Source organism: Dickeya poaceiphila, assembly GCF_007858975.2.
GTDB lineage: Bacteria > Pseudomonadota > Gammaproteobacteria > Enterobacterales > Enterobacteriaceae > Dickeya > Dickeya poaceiphila.
The window spans coordinates 291,907-310,585 of record NZ_CP042220.2 but is presented as its reverse complement, the minus strand read 5'-3'; the positions used below and the strand labels follow the sequence as shown (position 1 = coordinate 310,585).

The window sequence follows — 18,679 nt, the reverse complement described above, 5'->3', positions numbered from 1 at the left end:
TGTGCCGTGCTGGGAGCACGTCACAGGCGGTCCGAACAGCGAAGGCGAACGCCGAAGGGACCGCGGTAGCGGCGCAGTTTAGCCATTAGCCAGAGGTCAAGGAGAGGCGGCGTTGAGCCTCTCCTTGTCGTGCGTGCGATGATGCTGCAAAAGAATAACCGATGTTATCAAGCACGAAACCTTCCACAGTTCCGACATAAATCACCGATAACAACCTCTGATTTCATTATCCAATCGTCATCAGGCTGGCATTGCCGCCAGCGGCGGCAGTGTTGATACTGAGCGAGCGCTCGATCAACAACCGCTCCAGCACAATGTCGGTTTCCCCGCGGGACAATCCTTGCACGCCGACAATGGCGCCGTCACGCGGTGCTAACTGTTCGCACAGGCGGCGCAACTGATCGGCATCGCCGTGGAAAATCACCGCGTCAAACCGGCTGCCGTCCGTCACTCCGTCACGACAAAACGCCAGCCGCGCCTGCACCGGCTCAGGCAATTGCCGATACAGCGCCTGCCGCGCCGGCGTATCAAGCCACAACGCCCGACTGCCCACCGCCAGCACCGCCGCCAGTTGCACCAGCGCGTCATCGTCGTTATCTGCTACGCACAGCACCTGCTCACGCGGCAGCAGCGTATAGGTATCACGTTCGCCAGTGGGACCCGGCAATACCCGAACAGTACCACTCTGCGTCAGTCCGGCATAACGCTGGCAGCATGAAACCAGTGCGTTACGCTGCGTCTGTCGCGCCCAGGTTTCCAGCGCCAGTAATCCCTTCAGCAGCATCTGGCGCGCGGTGAAATCCGCCGGGCGCTCGTTGTCCTGACGGGCCAGCGTCTGTATCGCCGCATCATCCGGGCGGTGCGACAGCAAACGGTGAAGATAGAGCGGCCCACCCGCTTTAGGTCCGGTACCGGACAGCCCCTCGCCGCCAAACGGCTGCACGCCGACCACCGCCCCGACCATATTACGGTTTACATACAGGTTGCCCACTTTCGCCAGACCGGTCACCCGTGTGATGGTTTCATCAATACGGGTATGCAAGCCCAGCGTGAGTCCGTAACCCGCCGCATTAATCTGCTGGATCACTCTATCCAACTGGCTACGGGAATAGCGCACCACATGCAGTACCGGGCCAAATACCTCCTGTTGCAGCTCCTCCACACTCTCCAGTTCGATAAGCGTCGGCGGAATAAAATGTCCACGAGTCCATTCCGCTTCGTCCCGGTTGTTCGGCCAGGCAGCCTGAAACACTGGCCGCCCTTTCGCCCTCAGCGTTTGAATATGGCGCGTAATCCGCTGCTTTGCGTCGGCATCGATCAACGGCCCGATATCGGTGGAAAGCCGCTCTGGATTGCCCATGCGACACTCCGCCATCGCACCACGCAGCATCGTCAGCGTTTTTTCCGCCACGTCCTCCTGCACGCACAACAGCCGCAGGGCAGAGCAACGCTGACCGGCGCTGTCGAATGCCGAGGCCAACACATCCGTCACTACCTGCTCGGTCAGCGCCGAAGAATCGACAATCATCGCGTTGATACCGCCGGTTTCGGCGATGAGCGGCGTGGTACGCCCTTGCGGGTCGAGCCGTCCAGCCAGCACGCGTTGTAACTGAGAGGCAACAGCAGTAGAACCGGTAAACATGACCCCACGTACACGTTCGTCACGCACCAGTGCCGCACCCACGGTTTCGCCATTCCCCGGCAACAATTGCAGCGCACCGACCGGCACCCCAGCCTCATGCAGTATCTGTACCGCTTGCGCGGCAATCAGCGGAGTCTGTTCCGCCGGTTTGGCCAGCACGCTGTTGCCCGCCGCCAACGCCGCTGCTATCTGACCGGTGAAAATCGCCAGGGGGAAATTCCACGGACTGATGCATACCACCGGCCCCAGCGGACGGTAGTCATGATTGTTGAACGTTTCGCTCACCTGAGCGGCGTAATAGCGCAGGAAATCCACCGCCTCACGGACTTCTGCAACCGCATTCGCCAGCGTTTTACCGGCTTCGCGCACCAGCAACCCCAGCAACTGCTGTTGCTGGTTTTCCAGCAGGTCGGCGGCACGCGACAGAATCGCCGCCCGTTCAGCCGCTGGCGTGGCAAACCAGATATCGCCTGCGCTGGCTGCCTGTTCCAGCGCCAGCGCAATGTCCTGCGGTTGCGCATCGCGCACATACCCCACCACATCACGCGGTTCAGCCGGGTTGATCACGGCCCGACTGTCGCCGCCGACATCACCTTCGACAGCGAGCACCGGCTGCGCCTGCCATGATCGGGCAGCGCTGGTCAGCAACGCACTGGAGAGCGACGCCAGCCGGTGCTCGCTGGATAAATCCAGTCCGCTGGCATTACGCCGCGCTTTGCCATACAACGCACGCGGCAACGGAATGCGTGGATGCGGCAACCCGACCTGCCCATCCCGCGACGCCAGCAACTCCGCTTCACTGACCGGGTCAGCCACCAGCGTTTCCAGCGCCACCGCCGGGTCCGCAATTCGATTGACAAACGAGGTGTTGGCGCCATTTTCCAGTAAGCGACGCACCAGATAGGCCAGCAGCGTTTCATGGGTACCGACCGGCGCGTAAATCCGGCACGGGCGGTTGAGTTTGCCGTCCGCCACCGCGCCCACTACCTGCTCATACAGCGGTTCCCCCATGCCATGCAGACACTGGAATTCATACTGCCCTGGGTAGTAGTTGTTGCCCGCCAGATGATAGATGGCGCTGAGCGTATGGGCATTATGAGTGGCGAACTGTGGATAAATCAGGTTCGGCACCGCCAGCAGACGCCGGGCGCAGGCCAGATAAGAGACATCGGTATACAGCTTGCGGGTATAGACCGGGTAGCCCTCCAGCCCATCCAGTTGGGCGCGCTTGATTTCACTGTCCCAGTAAGCGCCTTTCACCAGACGAATCATCAATCGCCGCTGACTGCGACGCGCCAGATCGATAATCGCATCAATCACGAACGGGCAACGTTTCTGGTAAGCCTGAATCACAAAACCGATACCGTTCCACCCCGCCAGTCGAGGGTCGAAACACAGGCGCTCCAGCAAATCGAGCGACAGCTCCAGCCGGTCCGCCTCTTCGGCATCAATGTTAATACCGATGTCGTATTGCTGCGCCAGCAGCGTTAGCGATAACAGGCGTGGATAAAGTTCTTCCATCACCCTTTCGTACTGTGCCCGGCTGTAACGCGGATGCAGCGCCGACAGTTTGATGGAAATACCCGGACCTTCGTAAATGCCGCGCCCGCAGGCGGCCTTACCGATGGCGTGAATCGCCTGTTGGTAGGACGCTAAATACGCCTCGGCGTCATCGGCGGTCAGCGCCGCTTCACCCAGCATATCGTAGGAATAACGGAACCCTCGCGCTTCCAGCTTACGGGCATTCGCCAGCGCCTCGGCGATGGTTTCGCCGGTCACGAACTGTTCGCCCATCAGCCGCATCGCCATATCCACGCCTTTGCGCACCAGCGGCTCGCCACTTTTGCCAATGATGCGATTAAGCGCGCCGGAAAGATGGGATTCATTGTGGGTGGAAACCAGTTTGCCGGTCACCAGCAGCCCCCAGGCAGCAGCGTTGACGAACAACGATGTACTGCGACCCACGTGCGATTGCCAGTTGCCGGTGCTGATTTTGTCACGAATCAGTGCATCCCGCGTCGGCTTATCCGGGATGCGCAGCAGTGCCTCTGCCAGACACATCAATGCCACCCCTTCCTGCGATGACAGCGAAAACTCCTGCAACAAGCTCTGCACCATGCCGGCACGACCGCCGCTGTTTTTTTGTCCGCGCAGCGCCGCCGCCAGACGGGCCGCCAGCGTGCTGGCGGCCCGTGACATCGCCTCCGGCATACGCGCTTGCTCCAGCAGCATCGGCACCATCTCCGTTTCTGGCCGACGGTACGCGGCGGTAATCGCTGAACGCAGTACCGACTGCGGCAACACCTGTTCAGCGAAGTCCAAAAACGGCTGGTGGGTTTCTTCTTGTGGCGATTGCGGCATAATCTCTGCCGCCTCAATCGGGTCTTGCCCGACCAGCAGTTGAGGAATTTCAGGTGTATCGGCACCACGTTCAAGACGCTCAAGATAGCTGAAAATGGCCTGTTTAATCAGCCAGTGCGGCGTACGATCAATTCGCTGTGCCGCAGCTTTGAGGCGCTCGCGCGTGGCCTCATCAAGCTTGACGCCCATGGTGGTGGTGCCCATATCCGCTCCTGTTATAAGAAAGTTATGTTGGAAAGCACAATCACTATCGGGCATGTTGCAACTTTGTGCAACCTTGTTAACAAACAACGCTTTTCACCATATTTGCCGCCCATTTCTCTGATAAGACAGCCGGCTGCTTCGGCAAATCAGGCCAGATTGGTACTGATGTTGACTCGACCATCAGTTGAAAGGTGCAACCCGTAGCAACTAAATCGCGAATCCGTTCCGGCAAGCCGGACAGTGCCCGGCCCGCCGGAGCGCAGGACTGACGGATAGCATCACAATGGAGACAACAATGACGACCATGAGCACACCCTTGCTGGTCACCTTTCTGGTGTACATATTCGGGATGGTGTTGATCGGCCTGATGGCCTATCGCGCCACCAATAACTTTGGCGACTATATTCTGGGTGGCCGCCGCATGGGGAGCGTGGTCACCGCGTTGTCCGCCGGGGCATCCGACATGAGCGGCTGGCTGCTGATGGGGCTGCCGGGGGCGGTCTTTTTGTCTGGCATATCCGAAAGCTGGATAGCGATTGGCCTGACCATCGGTGCATATCTGAACTGGACCTGGGTGGCCGGACGCCTGCGGGTACACACCGAAGTTAACCATAATGCCCTGACGCTGCCGGATTATTTCAGCCATCGCTTTGAAGATAAAAGCAAACTGCTGCGGGTGATTTCCGCGCTGGTGATTTTGGTGTTCTTCACTATTTATTGCGCTTCCGGCATTGTAGCGGGTGCGCGTCTGTTCGAAAGCACGTTTGGCATGAGCTACGATACCGCGCTGTGGGCCGGTGCCGCCGCCACCATTGCCTATACCTTTATCGGCGGCTATCTGGCCGTCAGTTGGACTGATACCGTACAGGCCAGCCTGATGATTTTCGCGCTGATCCTGACGCCGGTGATCGTTATCCTGTCTGTCGGTGGTATTACACCATCACTGGCGGTGATCGAAGGTAAAAACCCGGCAAATCTGGACATGTTCAAAGGGCTGAACGCTATCGCCATTCTGTCGCTGCTGGGTTGGGGACTGGGCTACTTCGGCCAGCCGCATATTCTGGCGCGCTTCATGGCCGCTGACTCACATCACACCATTCGCCACGCACGCCGCATCAGCATGACCTGGATGGTGCTTTGTCTGGCGGGGGCTGTCACCGTCGGGTTCTTCGGTATTGCCTACTTCACGGGCAATCCTGATCAGGCAGGCAACGTTACTCAGAACGGTGAACGCGTCTTCATCGAACTGGCGCGTCTGCTGTTTAACCCGTGGATTGCCGGCGTGCTACTGTCCGCGATTCTGGCCGCAGTAATGAGTACGCTCAGTTGCCAGTTACTGGTGTGCTCCAGCGCCATTACTGAAGATTTGTACAAACCGTTTCTGCGCCAAAATGCCAGCCAGAAAGAGCTGGTGTGGGTTGGTCGCGCTATGGTGCTGCTGGTATCGGTGATAGCGATTGCGCTGGCAGTCAACCCCGAAAACCGCGTACTGGGGCTGGTCAGTTACGCCTGGGCTGGCTTCGGCGCGGCGTTCGGTCCGGTTATTCTGATTTCATTGCTGTGGCCGCGCATGACGCGCAATGGCGCGCTGGCGGGTATGCTGGTCGGTGCCGCGACCGTGATCGTCTGGAAGCAGTACGGCTGGCTGAATCTGTATGAAATCATCCCCGGTTTCCTGCTGTCCTGCGTTGCAATTGCGGTGGTAAGCCTGCTGGGGCGTGCCCCTTCTACTGTCGTCACCGAGCGCTTCCATCAGGCTGAGCGGGAGTTTAAATCTGCACCGGCAGACGCCTGATTCACTGCCAACAATATGTACCAGCAATACGGCCCGAACCATCGGGCCGTACTAGAACCATCGAACCATGCTATGGGTGAGTCACGGTAATGCGGGTTTTCAATGTTTCATAATCGCCGTGAAGACGAATACGGTTATCCAGTCGATACACATCGCCGGCTACGTTTATCACCAGTACGCCATCCTGCATACGGACTTCCGCATCACGGCTGTTAGTTTTAAGCACCTCTTTCGCTTCCCCACCATTCACGCTGACAGTATACCGATAGACAAGCCCTACCCTTGAATCACCACTTTCAAGCTGAAACAAATTCACCGTAACGTTATCTTCAAGCTGGTATTGCCGTACCAGCGTGTAATCATCGTCCGACCAATAGAGAAAGGCCCAAAGCAGCACGAAAACCCCGGCAACCGTGACCGTTAACCACGACAGTGAGAAGGGAAACGCTTTAACCACCTTGATTTCCTGCATAGCTAACCCATCCCCTATATAGCTGATAAATAGCAAAAAAAACGGGGCGCAATCCGCGCCCCGTTCTGATATGCGATAGTCCTGATATGCGAGAGTCCTGATGACCTTAGCCAGCTACAGCAATGCGTTTCATGTCGGTCATGTAGCCACGCAGTTTCTTACCAACGATTTCAATCGGGTGGTTGCGGATAGCTTCGTTCACGTCACGCAGTTGTGCGTTATCCACGCTGGTCGCCGCGACCGGTTTGCCCAGATCGCCCGGCTGCAGGCTGTCCATGAACGCGCCTTTCAACAGCGGAACCGCAGCATTGGCAAACAGATAGTTACCATACTCCGCGGTGTCAGAGATTACCACGTTCATTTCATACAGACGTTTACGAGCGATGGTGTTGGCAATCAGCGGCAGCTCGTGCAGCGACTCATAGTAGGCAGACTCTTCGATGATGCCAGAGCTGACCATAGTTTCGAACGCCAGTTCTACACCCGCTTTGACCATTGCTATCATCAGCACGCCGTTGTCGAAATATTCCTGCTCGGCAATTTTCCCTTCAAACTGCGGTGCGTTTTCAAACGCGGTTTTGCCGGTTTCTTCACGCCAGGTCAGCAGTTTCACGTCGTCGTTAGCCCAGTCAGCCATCATGCCGCTGGAGAACGCGCCAGAGATAATATCGTCCATGTGTTTCTGGAACAGCGGCGCCATAATGCCTTTCAGCTGTTCAGACAACGCGAAAGCACGCAGTTTAGCCGGGTTGGACAGACGATCCATCATCAGGGTGATACCGCCTTGTTTCAGCGCCTCGGTGATGGTTTCCCAGCCGAACTGAATCAGTTTTTCTGCGTAAGCCGGGTCAACGCCATCGGCAACCAGCTTGTCGAAGCTCAGCAGAGAACCTGCCTGCAACATACCGCACAAAATGGTCTGCTCGCCCATCAGGTCGGATTTTACTTCCGCGACGAAAGATGACTCCAGCACGCCGGCACGATGACCGCCGGTTGCCGCCGCCCAGGCCTTGGCAATCGCCATACCTTCGCCTTTCGGGTCGTTTTCCGGGTGAACGGCGATAAGCGTCGGCACACCGAAACCACGTTTGTATTCTTCACGCACTTCGGTACCAGGGCACTTCGGCGCCACCATGACGACAGTGAGATCTTTACGAACTTGTTCGCCCACTTCAACGATGTTGAAGCCGTGAGAATAACCCAGCGCGGCACCTTGTTTCATCAGCGGCTGTACCGCCTGCACCACGGAGGAGTGCTGTTTGTCCGGCGTCAGGTTAACCACCAGGTCCGCCTGCGGAATCAGCTCTTCATAGGTGCCCACTTTAAAACCGTTTTCAGTCGCTTTACGCCATGAGGCACGTTTTTCCGCGATGGCTTCAGCACGCAGTGCGTAGGCGATGTCCAGACCGGAATCGCGCATGTTCAGCCCCTGATTCAGACCCTGTGCGCCACATCCCACGATGACCACTTTCTTGCCTTTCAGGTAGCTGGCTTCATCGGCGAATTCATCGCGGCTCATAAAACGGCACTTGCCCAGTTGTGCCAGCTGCTGACGCAGGTTCAGTGTATTGAAGTAATTGGCCATTGAGGCGTGCTCCATCTGATAGGGTGTTTGGATTAGGTTCGGGACGACAGCGCTAAAGCACTAACCGCCGCTCAGAATGTCATTATGATATGACAGGAAATGCATTGCTTAAATTGATATATTAACAACGTCATATTGCAAGAATTGCAACACTAAAACGAGATACTGCGCGCATGGACTTACGGGATCTGAAACTGTTTTTGCATCTGGTGGAAAGCCGCCACTTTGGCCGCACCGCTAAAGCGATGCACATCAGCCCCTCCACCCTGTCACGTCAGATTCAGCGTCTGGAAGAGGACATCGGCCAGGCGTTGTTTCTGCGCGACAACCGTACCGTGCGCCTGACCGAGGCCGGCGAACACCTGAAAACCTTCGCTCAGCAAACCCTGCTACAGTATCAGCAACTGCGCCTGATTTTACAACAGCAGGGCCAGTCGCTCAGCGGCGAACTACGGCTATTTTGCTCAGTCACCGCCGCCTACAGCCACCTACCGCCGATACTGGACCGTTTCCGAGCGCGCCACCCGCTGGTAGAAATCAAACTGACCACGGGAGATGCCGCCGACGCGCTGGATAAAGTACAGTCCAACGAAGCCGATCTCGGTATCGCCGGTCATCCGGAAACCTTGCCGACCGGCGTGGATTTTATGCCCATCGGCAAGGTTCCGCTGGTGTTGATCATTCCGGCATTGCCTTGTCCGGTGCAAACCCAGGCACTGCGACCCGATCCGGATTGGTCGCAAATTCCATTCATTTTGCCGGAACATGGCCCAGTGCGGAAAAGAATTGACGTCTGGTTCCGACGTCAGCACATTACCAATCCGCCCATTTATGCGACCGTCTCCGGCCATGAAGCGATGGTTTCAATGGTGGCGCTGGGCTGCGGTATCGCCTTAATCCCTGATGTAGTACTTGAAAACAGTCCGGAACCAGTGCGTAATCGGGTGTCAATATTAGAAGCTCAGGCCATGGAACCATTCGAACTGGGCGTTTGCGTGAAAAAAAAACGCCTGAGCGCTCCGTTAATAGCGGCATTTTGGGAAACTTTACAGGAAAAATGATGAAACGATCGCTCGCTACGCTGCTGCTGCCATTGGCTGTGGGTTGCAGTACGCTCCCGGCGCTGGCCGCCAGCTTTCCCTGTCAGCAGGCAAGCTCGACGCAGGAGAAGCTGATTTGCCAGACACCCGCGCTCAGCCAACTGGATGACGAGCTGGCGAAAGAGTGGCAGAAGTCGCGCGCGTTTCTCACCGGTAATCCCGAACGCGTCGCGCAAGACAAGATCCTGACTCAGTTCCAGCGTAGCTGGCTCGCCAGCCGCAACACCTGTCGGGATGAGGAGTGCTTGCGGTTGAGTTACCAGCAGCAACTCAGCCGTCTGCGCTACCTGAACGACGTCACCCAACACACCATGCCCGACCCCATCGCCCGTCCACGCCGTAGCAATTGCTTTGACGGCGACTACAGCTACGAATACTACCTGCAGCTATCTGATCAGGAGTACGGCGAACTCAGCGATTACTTCAAAGAAATGTATGACCAGAAAGCGCCATACCATCTGGTCAACCTGACGCTGGATGCCGAAGACGGTGAGATTACCGGTAACGGCTCGGTGGCATTCCGCTATGCCAACAAGCTGGATGACATCACGCTCAGCGCTCGCCAGATGACCGATACCCAGGCCATTGGCCAGACGGAAAGCAGCTTCGGCGGACAGAAAAAACTGCTGTTGACCTGCGTGGATAACCGGCAGTTGCAAATCACCGTGTTTGACGCCGCCGGTGAAAGCTATTTGTTTGATTATTTGATGGTGAAGGGGAAATAACCTTCAGCGGCTAAACCACTTTTCATCCAGAAAGGCGGGGCTGATTTTTTCAGGTTCCGCTGCTTTCTTCATCGCTTCTATCTTCATCAGATAATGGTACAGCGGCTCCAGCCGGGTAAAACCTTTCGTCAGCAGCGGCACCAGTTCACCGCTAAACAGCAGTTCCTGATCCTGCCGGGTGGTCATCACCGCAAACGATTTACGGTTGTACCAGGTCGCCAGCTCCGCTGGCTGATCCTTAATCAGTGGCCGTTTGTAACTCTCCCCCACCAGCTCAAACTCGTGCCCCAGACACGCCGCCACATCCAGAAAACCCTGCGGATTATCACGCAGCGTTTGTCGAAACAGTTCCATGGTGGTGCGGCTGGCGCTGTAATAACCCAGCCCGTAGCTCCAGTCGGTCGGTGTTAGCTCGAAAAAATAGGCGGGTGCATCGGTCCAATCTTTATGGGTGCGTTTAAACGTGAACCACATCTTGTCACGATAGCGGGATTTGTCATGAGAAAAGCGGGTATCGCGGTGAATGCGGGATAACGTTTTGCCTACCGCCGGTTTGGTTTCAAAATGGTCGTCAATCTGTAGCATGGCGATAGACAGCGACTCTACCAACGCCCGGAACGGCGTCAGCAACTGGTCGTTATACTCCTGCCGGTGATCTTCAAACCACTCTTTGCTGTCCTGCTGGCGTACCTGCTGCAAAAACGTCAGCGTCTGCGGTGAGAAGCCGTTGAATCCCGTAGTCATGATGTGATGTCCCTGACAGATAGAGGGTCAAGCCTACCGCAGCACGCCATAAAATAAAATGCGCCCGGCGGCGTAACATCGTCGGGCGCATGGCATCAGGCTAACCGGTGTTAACCTTGCAGGAAGAAACGAAACGCCGGGTTCTGCGTTTCATCGTGGCACTCATACCCCAGAGCCTGCAGATGTTGTTCGAACGCCGGGTCGTGTTCCGTGCGTTCAAACGCCGCCAGCACCCGGCCAAAGTCAGTGCCGTGGCTGCGGTAATGGAACAGCGAGATATTCCAGTACGTACCCAGCGTATTGAGGAACTTCAGCAACGCGCCCGGCGATTCCGGGAACTCGAAGCTATACAACCGCTCTTTCAATGGTTTGGATGGTCTGCCACCGACCATATAACGCACATGCAGTTTCGCCATCTCATCGTCGGACAGATCCACCACCTGATACCCGCCCGCCTGCAATTCAGCCAGAATCTCATGACGTTCAACGTTGCCGCGCGTCAGCCGCACGCCGACAAAAATACAGGCATTGTCGGCATTGGCATAACGGTAGTTGAACTCAGTGACGGAACGCCCACCGAGCAACTGGCAGAACTTCAGGAAGCTGCCCTTCTGTTCAGGAATGGTTACCGCCATCAACGCTTCACGTTGCTCACCCAGTTCACAGCGCTCGGAGACATAACGCAACCCATGGAAATTGACGTTGGCGCCGGACAAAATATGCGCCAGCCGTTCTCCCTGGATATTGTGCTGCTGGACGTATTTTTTCATCCCGGCCAGCGCCAGCGCCCCGGACGGCTCGGCAATCGCCCGGACATCCTCGAACAGGTCTTTGACCGCTGCGCAGATAGCGTCGCTGTCGACGGTAATCACATCGTCCAGATACTCCCGACACAGGCGGAAGGTTTCGTTACCGATGCGTTTTACCGCCACCCCTTCAGCAAACAGACCGACGCGCGGCAAATCCACCGGCTGCCCGGCATCCAACGCCGCTCGCAGGCAGGCGGAATCTTCCGCTTCAACGCCAATCACCTGGATCTGCGGCATCAGTTGTTTTATCAACACCGCCACGCCCGCCGCCAGGCCGCCGCCGCCCACCGGCACAAATACACGGTCCAGATGCGCATCCTGTTGCAGCAGTTCCATTGCCAGCGTGCCCTGACCGGCAATCACTGCCGGGTGGTCGAACGGCGGCACAAAGGTCATCTGCTGCTGTTGCGACAGTTCAATGGCTTTGGCTTTGGCCTCATCAAAGTTAGCCCCGTGCAGCAGCACCTCTCCGCCAAAACCGCGCACGGCATCCACTTTGATGTCCGCCGTGGCGACCGGCATCACGATCAACGCCCGTATACCGAGGCGACTGGCGGACAACGCCACGCCTTGCGCGTGGTTACCAGCTGAAGCCGTTACCACACCGTGCAATTTCTGCTCGTCACTGAGGCTCGCCATCATGGCGTAAGCGCCACGCAGCTTGAAGCTATGCACCGGTTGGCGATCTTCACGCTTCACCAGAATAACGTTGCCAAGCCGCGAGGAGAGTTTATCCATCCGCTCAAGCGGCGTAACTTGCGCCACTTCGTACACCGGCGCACGCAATATCGCGCGCAGATACTCTGCTCCGCCGGGTTCGGCAGGAAGAGGGAGTGATACTGCCATGGCGTTTAGCCCCCCAGCTTGCTCTTGTCCCGCACCGCGCCTTTGTCGGCGCTGGTGGCCAGGCTGGCGTAAGCGCGCAGCGCAAAGGAAACCTGCCGGTCACGGTTTTTCGGCGTCCAGGCGGCATCGCCACGCGCCAGTTCCTGCTCACGACGGCGGGCCAGTTCGTCATCGCTGACTTCCAGCGCGATACCGCGCTTGGGAATATCGATAGCGATCATGTCACCATCCTGCACCAGACCGATGGTGCCACCGTTGGCTGCTTCCGGCGACGCATGGCCGATGGACAACCCGGAAGTACCACCGGAGAAGCGGCCATCGGTAATCAGCGCACAGGCTTTTCCCAACCCCATCGATTTCAGGAAGCTGGTCGGATAGAGCATTTCCTGCATACCAGGACCACCTTTCGGGCCTTCGTAGCGAATCACCACCACGTCGCCAGCCTGCACCCCGCCGCCCAGAATCGCTTCTACCGCATCATCCTGGCTTTCATACACCTTGGCTGGACCACGGAACACCAGACTGCCTTCGTCTACACCAGCGGTTTTCACGATACAGCCGTCTTCGGCCAGATTGCCGTACAGCACCGCCAGACCGCCGTCCTGACTGTAAGCGTGTTCACGGGAGCGGATACAGCCCTCTTGACGGTCAGTGTCCAGCGAATCCCACCGGCAATCCTGCGAGAATGCCTGCGTGGTGCGAATACCTGCCGGGCCAGCGGCAAACATCTTTTTCACCGCCTCATCCTGTGTGAGCATCACGTCATAGGCCGACAACGTTTCCGGCAGCGTCAAGCCCAGCACGTTTTTCACGTTCTGATTCAGCAGACCGGCGCGATCCAACTCACCGAGAATACCAATCACGCCGCCAGCGCGGTGCACATCTTCCATATGGTATTTTTGGGTGCTTGGCGCCACTTTACACAGGTGTGGCACCTGACGTGACAGACGGTCAATATCCGCCATGGTGAAATCCACTTCACCCTCCTGCGCCGCCGCCAGCAGGTGCAGCACCGTATTGGTAGAACCGCCCATCGCAATATCCAGCGTCATGGCGTTTTCAAACGCCGCTTTGGAGGCAATGTTGCGTGGCAGCACGCTGGCGTCGTCTTGCTCGTAATACTGTTTCGCCAGACCGACGATGCGCTTACCGGCATTGATAAACAACTCTTTGCGATCAGCATGGGTCGCCAGCAGCGAGCCGTTACCCGGCTGCGACAGCCCCAATGCCTCAGTCAGGCAGTTCATGGAGTTGGCAGTGAACATACCGGAGCAGGAACCACAGGTCGGGCAGGCGGAGCGCTCAATCTGGGCGCTATCCTCATCGCTGACCTTCGGATTCGCACCCTGAATCATGGCATCGATCAGATCCAGCTTGATGATTTGGTCAGACAGCTTGGTTTTCCCGGCTTCCATCGGTCCACCGGAAACAAAAATTGCCGGAATGTTAAGACGCAGTGCCGCCATCAGCATTCCTGGGGTGATTTTGTCACAGTTGGAGATACACACCATCGCATCCGCACAATGCGCGTTGACCATGTATTCCACTGAGTCGGCGATCAGCTCGCGGGAAGGCAGCGAGTACAACATACCGCCATGCCCCATGGCGATGCCGTCATCCACCGCGATGGTATTGAATTCTTTGGCAACGCCGCCGGCTGCTTCAATCTGCTCAGCGACCAGTTTGCCGAGATCGCGCAGGTGCACGTGTCCCGGTACGAATTGCGTGAACGAGTTCACTACCGCGATGATAGGCTTGCCGAAATCGGCGTCGGTCATCCCTGTGGCGCGCCACAGGGCTCGCGCTCCAGCCATGTTACGACCATGCGTGGTAGTGGCTGAACGGTACTTAGGCATACTCTGATTACTCCAGTTTAAACAGGTAGCCGGCGGCGTATCGCTACCGGAAAAAAGTTTGTCTTTGCTTGATTACGGGTTTACCGGGTCCAGCCAACTCCACTTGTCTTGCGTCTCACCGGTGAACAGGCCAAAGAACGCCTGCTGTAACTGTTTGGTGACCGGACCACACTTGCCGATGCCGACCTGAATGCCATCCACGCTGCGAACTGGCGTGATTTCCGCTGCCGTACCGGACATAAACACTTCATCCGCCAGATACAGCGATTCACGCGACAATACCTGCTCGCGGACTTCAAACCCTTTGTCCTTCGCCAGCTTGATAATGGCGTCACGGGTAATGCCCGGCAGCGCAGCGGAAGTAAATGGCGGAGTGAAAATCACGCCATCTTTTACTTCAAACAGGTTTTCACCCGCACCTTCAGAGACATAACCATTCACATCCAGCGCGATCCCTTCCTGATAGCCATGACGACGCGCTTCGCTGCCCACCAACAAGGAGGAGAGATAATTACCGCCCGCTTTGGCCGCAGTCGGAATAGTATTGGCCGCCGCGCGATTCCAGGACGACACCATAGCGTCAATTCCCTGATCCAACGCGTCTTCGCCCAGATATGCCCCCCACGGGAACGCCGCGATAATCACATCAGTCTTGTAGCCAGCCGGTGGGTTAACCCCCATGCCCACATCGCCAACAAATACCAGCGGACGGATATAGGCGCTGGTTAGTTTGTTGCGACGCAGCGTTTCACGGCACGCTTCCATTAACTCATCCACAGAATAGGACAGCGGCATCCGATAAATCTTGGCCGAATCATGCAGGCGCTGCATATGTTCACGATGGCGGAACACTACCGGCCCTTTGTGGGAGTTATAGCAACGCACCCCTTCAAACACTGACGTACCGTAGTGTAGCGCATGGGACATAACATGAACGTTGGCGTCCGCCCAGGGAACCATTTCGCCGTTAAACCAGATATAGTCTGCTTTTTTTGTCATTGTTAACTTTCCTTATCAATACCTTCAGGCACGTATTTGTTGTGATGTCAGCGGCTGGATCTCCACACAGGCAATGTCCAGCAGTTTGCTTAATTGGGTTGACAATAAATCTACGGATCGGTGGCTGGCAACGGTCATATCAATCTGTACCTGATCACCGTTTAATTCCTGCGTCATATTCATGGCACAAACCTGAAAACCGCGGTGACGGGTGACGCGCAATACGCGCTCCAGAACTTCCGGTCGATAGCGTGCCTGAATGGAAAGCTGATGATGCGTCATGGGAAAGTCTCCTGCCATTATTCTGTTTTATCCAGCATCGTTTCATTACCGGCACCCGGCGGCACCAGCGGCCAGACATTCTCATTCTCATCGATGGAAACATGCAGCAGATAAGGGCCTTCGCTGTTCAGCAATGCATCCAGGGCAGAGTCAATCTGGTCTTTACGGGTGATATGCTGGCCGGGAATGCCGAACGCACTGGCCAGTATCAGGAAATCAGGGTTATCAGAGAGGTTGGTTTCACTATAACGTTCGTCAAAAAACAGTTGTTGCCATTGTCGAACCATCCCCAATCGCTGATTATCCAGCAAGACTATCTTCAGCGGCAGGCGTTTTCGCTTGATGGTGCCAAGCTCCTGCACATTCATCATGAACGAGCCGTCACCCGAAATACAAATTACGGTATTGTCAGGACGCGCTACCTGCGCGCCGACCGCTGCCGGCACGCCAAACCCCATGGTGCCCAGACCGCTTGAGGTAATGAAATTTTCCGGGCGGGTGAAGTGCATATGCTGAGCGGCCCACATCTGATGCTGACCGACATCAGTGGTGACCACTGTTTCAGCAGGCATACGATCCGCCAGTGTACGCAGCAGTGCCGGCGCATAAATAGCCTCACCGGGATGATCATAGCGCCATTCATATTCCGCTTTCATCATCGCAGCTTGCCGACGCCAGTCGTCAATATTCAACGGTTGCTGCAATGCCGGCAACAATTGATTCAGATCACCGCACAACGCCACATGCGCCTGCCGCAGTTTGTTCAGTTCAGCCGGGTCGATATCCATGTGGATCACACTGGCGTGTGGCGCAAACGCACTCAACTTGCCCGTTACGCGATCATCAAAGCGCGCGCCAACGGCAACTAATAAATCGCACTCCTGCACCAGCAGGTTCGCAGCACGGGTACCGTGCATACCGATCATGCCAAGATAGTAAGGGTTGTCTTTCTCCACCGTGCCCAACCCTTTGAGAGTCACTACCGCAGGGATGTGAGTCGTCTCGATAAAGGTGCGCAGCGCCGGAACCGCCTGCGCCATGCCCACGCCGCCGCCGACATACAGTACCGGTCTTTTCGCCTGCGCCAGCATCGCCCGCGCCTCTGTGACTTGTTGGGGCGAAAATGGCATAACGTCATCCACCGGCATAAAACAGGGAGAAAAATCCCCTTCCGCCAACTGGATATCCTTGGGAATATCAATCAGCACCGGACCAGGGCGACCGCTACGCGCCACAGCAAAGGCTTCGGCCATGATTTCCGGTAATGACTCGATAGAGTCCACCAAAAAACTGTGCTTAGTGCAGGCCAGCGACAAGCCAAGCACATCGATCTCCTGAAAAGCATCAGTCCCGATCAACGCTGAACCGACCTGGCCGGTAATCGCCACAATAGGCACCGAATCCAACAAGGCATCTGCCAGCCCGGTAATTAGATTGGTGGCACCAGGGCCGGAGGTCGCAATACACACCCCGACGTTACCGGTAGAGCGGGCATAACCGATGGCGGCCATCGCTGCCCCTTGTTCATGGCGACAGAGCAGGTGTTCCACGCCGCCATCATATAACGCATCATAGACCGGCATAATAGCGCCACCGGGATAACCGAATACCGTTTCCACTCCCTGAGCCCGCAACGCTTGCACCACCCACTGCGCACCATTCATAGTTATTTCCCCAACTCAATCTGAGGAAAACAGCATCTTATGCTACTCAACATGTTCTGCTCCCTTGTTGCGGTTACCGGGCCATAAAAGAAAACCCCCGACCTTTCGGTGCGGGGGTTTTCTTGAATCCGGCCTTGATTTTCAAGCCTTTCTTCGTCGAAGTGCAGCCCCGCACGGTGGAATAATAATCACCACCACGCTAATCACGACTAGGCTAATCACCAGAGTTAAGGCTTTCATTTCAGGTTGTTCATTAATCTACTGTCGAACGAATACCTACAGAGTTATCACAGTAATCCGCACTGTGACAACTCTTTTTTCCATCGTCATGTGGCCAGCAAACCAATCAGCCTTACAAAATAACTTATTATTCATGCACTAACCTGTGAAACACCCGCATCATGTTTTTTTGCCGCCCAACGACTATCAGAAAATGCCGCCAGCACCGCAATCACAATCGCCACTACTCCTGCCACAATCGCCATCGCCAGCGCATAGTTATGGTTGTGCGCTTCAGCAATGCTCGCCTGTAACGTAGCGTTGACCGACGCAATAAGGTTGCCAAGTTGATAGACAAAACCGGGGAGCACCGCACGCGTATTACTCGGTACCAATTCATTCAGGAAGGTCGGAATGACCCCCCAGGCACCTTGCACCATGAACTGAATTAAAAACGCGCCCAGCCCCAACGTCCAGGGACCTTGTGAAAACGCCCACAGCGGAATAACTGGTAATGCCAATAACGCAGCCGCAATGATGGCGTTCTTCCGGCCAATACGTTCCGACAAGGTTCCAAAAAAAATACCACCGATAATCGAAGCAATATTGTAGCTGATAGCGATCATGCTGACGGTTTTCGCGTCAAAACCATGCTGAATTTTTAAAAATGCCGGATACAAGTCCTGCGTACCGTGGCTGAAGAAATTGAACGACGCCATTAACACCACCAGATAAATGCAAAGTTTCCAGTGTGTCTTCAACACCGGCAACAACGCCGTACTTTCCTTGCGCACCCTGGCTGCCCGCCATACCGGCGACTCTTCCACACAGAAATAAATAAACGGCAACAACAGGATAGGAACGGCACCAATGATAAACATGCCACGCCAGCCTACCTGATCAAACAACACCCCATAGACCACTGCCGCCAGCAAATAACCAAACGGGTATCCGGCCTGGAAAATGCCGGACATCAATCCGCGTGAACGGTCTGGAATGGTTTCCATCGCCAGTGAAGACGCAACGCCCCAGATCCCCCCCATCGCCACGCCATAAACCACCCTCAACAGCAGAAATACCGCAATATTCGGTGCCGCAGCAGATAACAGTTCAAACAACGAGAACATCACGATGTTCAACATCAAAATCGGCTTGCGACCAAACCGCTCCGCCAGACGCCCAAACAACAGTGCCCCGATAGGACGAACAGCCAATGTCAGCAGAATAGCCAACGTCACCTGTTCCAGACTGACGGAAAACGCGTGGGCAAGTTCGCTAAGCAGAAAAACCAGAACGAAGAAATCAAATGCATCCAGTGCCCAGCTTAAAAAGCTGGCAATAGCTGCATTACGCTGTAGAGAAGTCCAACCAAACAT

Annotated in this window: 14 protein-coding genes; 3 read left to right on the top strand and 11 right to left on the bottom strand. The window is 56.1% G+C overall.

All coding sequences use genetic code 11. The features are described 5' to 3' along the window. Window positions 1–226 precede the first annotated feature (226 nt). Window positions 227–4,207, bottom strand: coding sequence for a trifunctional transcriptional regulator/proline dehydrogenase/L-glutamate gamma-semialdehyde dehydrogenase (gene putA / locus Dpoa569_RS01340; protein WP_042873334.1), 3,981 nt, complete (start codon window positions 4,205–4,207; stop codon window positions 227–229). A gap of 295 nt (window positions 4,208–4,502) precedes the next feature. On the opposite strand from putA, the gene putP reads away from it, so the two are divergent. Continuing rightward, window positions 4,503–6,002: a sodium/proline symporter PutP gene (putP, locus tag Dpoa569_RS01335; protein WP_042873337.1), complete on the top strand. Its 1,500-nt coding sequence runs from the start codon at window positions 4,503–4,505 to the stop codon at window positions 6,000–6,002. Between the two features lie 70 nt (window positions 6,003–6,072). On the opposite strand, the gene Dpoa569_RS01330 is transcribed toward putP, so the two are convergent. Then, entirely contained in the window at window positions 6,073–6,474 is a 402-nt protein-coding gene (locus tag Dpoa569_RS01330; RefSeq protein WP_050569512.1) for a hypothetical protein, read from the bottom strand. A gap of 106 nt (window positions 6,475–6,580) precedes the next feature. Continuing rightward, a complete protein-coding gene (gene ilvC / locus Dpoa569_RS01325) occupies window positions 6,581–8,059 on the bottom strand; it encodes a ketol-acid reductoisomerase (RefSeq protein WP_042873339.1) in 1,479 nt (492 codons plus the stop codon). A gap of 173 nt (window positions 8,060–8,232) precedes the next feature. Here ilvC and ilvY point away from each other — a divergent pair, with 173 nt between their 5' ends. Together ilvY and Dpoa569_RS01315 are read left to right on the top strand one after the other, a co-directional pair. Further along, window positions 8,233–9,120, top strand: coding sequence for an HTH-type transcriptional activator IlvY (gene ilvY / locus Dpoa569_RS01320; RefSeq protein WP_146410965.1), 888 nt, complete (start codon window positions 8,233–8,235; stop codon window positions 9,118–9,120). Continuing rightward, the gene (locus Dpoa569_RS01315; RefSeq protein WP_042873343.1) at window positions 9,120–9,884 is read left to right on the top strand and encodes a lysozyme inhibitor LprI family protein; all 765 of its coding nucleotides are present in this window, start codon (window positions 9,120–9,122) and stop codon (window positions 9,882–9,884) included. Before ilvY ends, Dpoa569_RS01315 begins: the two co-directional genes overlap by 1 nt. Before the next feature lie 3 nt (window positions 9,885–9,887). On the opposite strand, the gene Dpoa569_RS01310 is transcribed toward Dpoa569_RS01315, so the two are convergent. From Dpoa569_RS01310 to Dpoa569_RS01275, 8 genes are all read right to left on the bottom strand, one after another. Continuing rightward, window positions 9,888–10,628, bottom strand: coding sequence for a DUF2461 domain-containing protein (locus Dpoa569_RS01310; RefSeq protein WP_042873344.1), 741 nt, complete (start codon window positions 10,626–10,628; stop codon window positions 9,888–9,890). A gap of 110 nt (window positions 10,629–10,738) precedes the next feature. Beyond that, a complete protein-coding gene (gene ilvA / locus Dpoa569_RS01305) occupies window positions 10,739–12,283 on the bottom strand; it encodes a threonine ammonia-lyase, biosynthetic (RefSeq protein ID WP_042873346.1) in 1,545 nt (514 codons plus the stop codon). Window positions 12,284–12,288: 5 nt separating this feature from the next. Then, window positions 12,289–14,139, bottom strand: a complete 1,851-nt coding sequence (gene ilvD, locus Dpoa569_RS01300; protein ID WP_146410962.1) for a dihydroxy-acid dehydratase — start codon at window positions 14,137–14,139, stop codon at window positions 12,289–12,291. Between the two features lie 72 nt (window positions 14,140–14,211). Beyond that, window positions 14,212–15,138, bottom strand: a complete 927-nt coding sequence (gene ilvE, locus Dpoa569_RS01295) for a branched-chain-amino-acid transaminase (protein ID WP_042873348.1) — start codon at window positions 15,136–15,138, stop codon at window positions 14,212–14,214. Between the two features lie 24 nt (window positions 15,139–15,162). Beyond that, window positions 15,163–15,420, bottom strand: coding sequence for an acetolactate synthase 2 small subunit (gene ilvM, locus Dpoa569_RS01290; RefSeq protein ID WP_042873350.1), 258 nt, complete (start codon window positions 15,418–15,420; stop codon window positions 15,163–15,165). 17 nt (window positions 15,421–15,437) lie between these two features. Beyond that, a complete protein-coding gene (gene ilvG, locus Dpoa569_RS01285; protein WP_042873352.1) occupies window positions 15,438–17,084 on the bottom strand; it encodes an acetolactate synthase 2 catalytic subunit in 1,647 nt (548 codons plus the stop codon). A gap of 141 nt (window positions 17,085–17,225) precedes the next feature. Next, window positions 17,226–17,324 (bottom strand): ilv operon leader peptide, encoded by a 99-nt coding sequence (gene ilvL, locus Dpoa569_RS01280; protein WP_071604349.1) that lies wholly within the window; start codon window positions 17,322–17,324, stop codon window positions 17,226–17,228. A gap of 131 nt (window positions 17,325–17,455) precedes the next feature. Then, window positions 17,456–18,679 (bottom strand): MFS transporter, encoded by a 1,224-nt coding sequence (locus Dpoa569_RS01275; protein ID WP_042873354.1) that lies wholly within the window; start codon window positions 18,677–18,679, stop codon window positions 17,456–17,458.

What these genes read in the sequence shown, in the direction of transcription:
- putA (WP_042873334.1), bottom strand. Translation starts at nt 4,207, where the DNA reads ATGGGCACCACCACCATGGGCGTCAAGCTTGATGAGGCCACGCGCGAG.
- putP (WP_042873337.1), top strand. Translation starts at nt 4,503, where the DNA reads ATGACGACCATGAGCACACCCTTGCTGGTCACCTTTCTGGTGTACATA.
- Dpoa569_RS01330 (WP_050569512.1), bottom strand. Translation starts at nt 6,474, where the DNA reads ATGCAGGAAATCAAGGTGGTTAAAGCGTTTCCCTTCTCACTGTCGTGG.
- ilvC (WP_042873339.1), bottom strand. Translation starts at nt 8,059, where the DNA reads ATGGCCAATTACTTCAATACACTGAACCTGCGTCAGCAGCTGGCACAA.
- ilvY (WP_146410965.1), top strand. Translation starts at nt 8,233, where the DNA reads ATGGACTTACGGGATCTGAAACTGTTTTTGCATCTGGTGGAAAGCCGC.
- Dpoa569_RS01315 (WP_042873343.1), top strand. Translation starts at nt 9,120, where the DNA reads ATGAAACGATCGCTCGCTACGCTGCTGCTGCCATTGGCTGTGGGTTGC.
- Dpoa569_RS01310 (WP_042873344.1), bottom strand. Translation starts at nt 10,628, where the DNA reads ATGACTACGGGATTCAACGGCTTCTCACCGCAGACGCTGACGTTTTTG.
- ilvA (WP_042873346.1), bottom strand. Translation starts at nt 12,283, where the DNA reads ATGGCAGTATCACTCCCTCTTCCTGCCGAACCCGGCGGAGCAGAGTAT.
- ilvD (WP_146410962.1), bottom strand. Translation starts at nt 14,139, where the DNA reads ATGCCTAAGTACCGTTCAGCCACTACCACGCATGGTCGTAACATGGCT.
- ilvE (WP_042873348.1), bottom strand. Translation starts at nt 15,138, where the DNA reads ATGACAAAAAAAGCAGACTATATCTGGTTTAACGGCGAAATGGTTCCC.
- ilvM (WP_042873350.1), bottom strand. Translation starts at nt 15,420, where the DNA reads ATGACGCATCATCAGCTTTCCATTCAGGCACGCTATCGACCGGAAGTT.
- ilvG (WP_042873352.1), bottom strand. Translation starts at nt 17,084, where the DNA reads ATGAATGGTGCGCAGTGGGTGGTGCAAGCGTTGCGGGCTCAGGGAGTG.
- ilvL (WP_071604349.1), bottom strand. Translation starts at nt 17,324, where the DNA reads ATGAAAGCCTTAACTCTGGTGATTAGCCTAGTCGTGATTAGCGTGGTG.
- Dpoa569_RS01275 (WP_042873354.1), bottom strand. Translation starts at nt 18,679, where the DNA reads ATGTTTGGTTGGACTTCTCTACAGCGTAATGCAGCTATTGCCAGCTTT.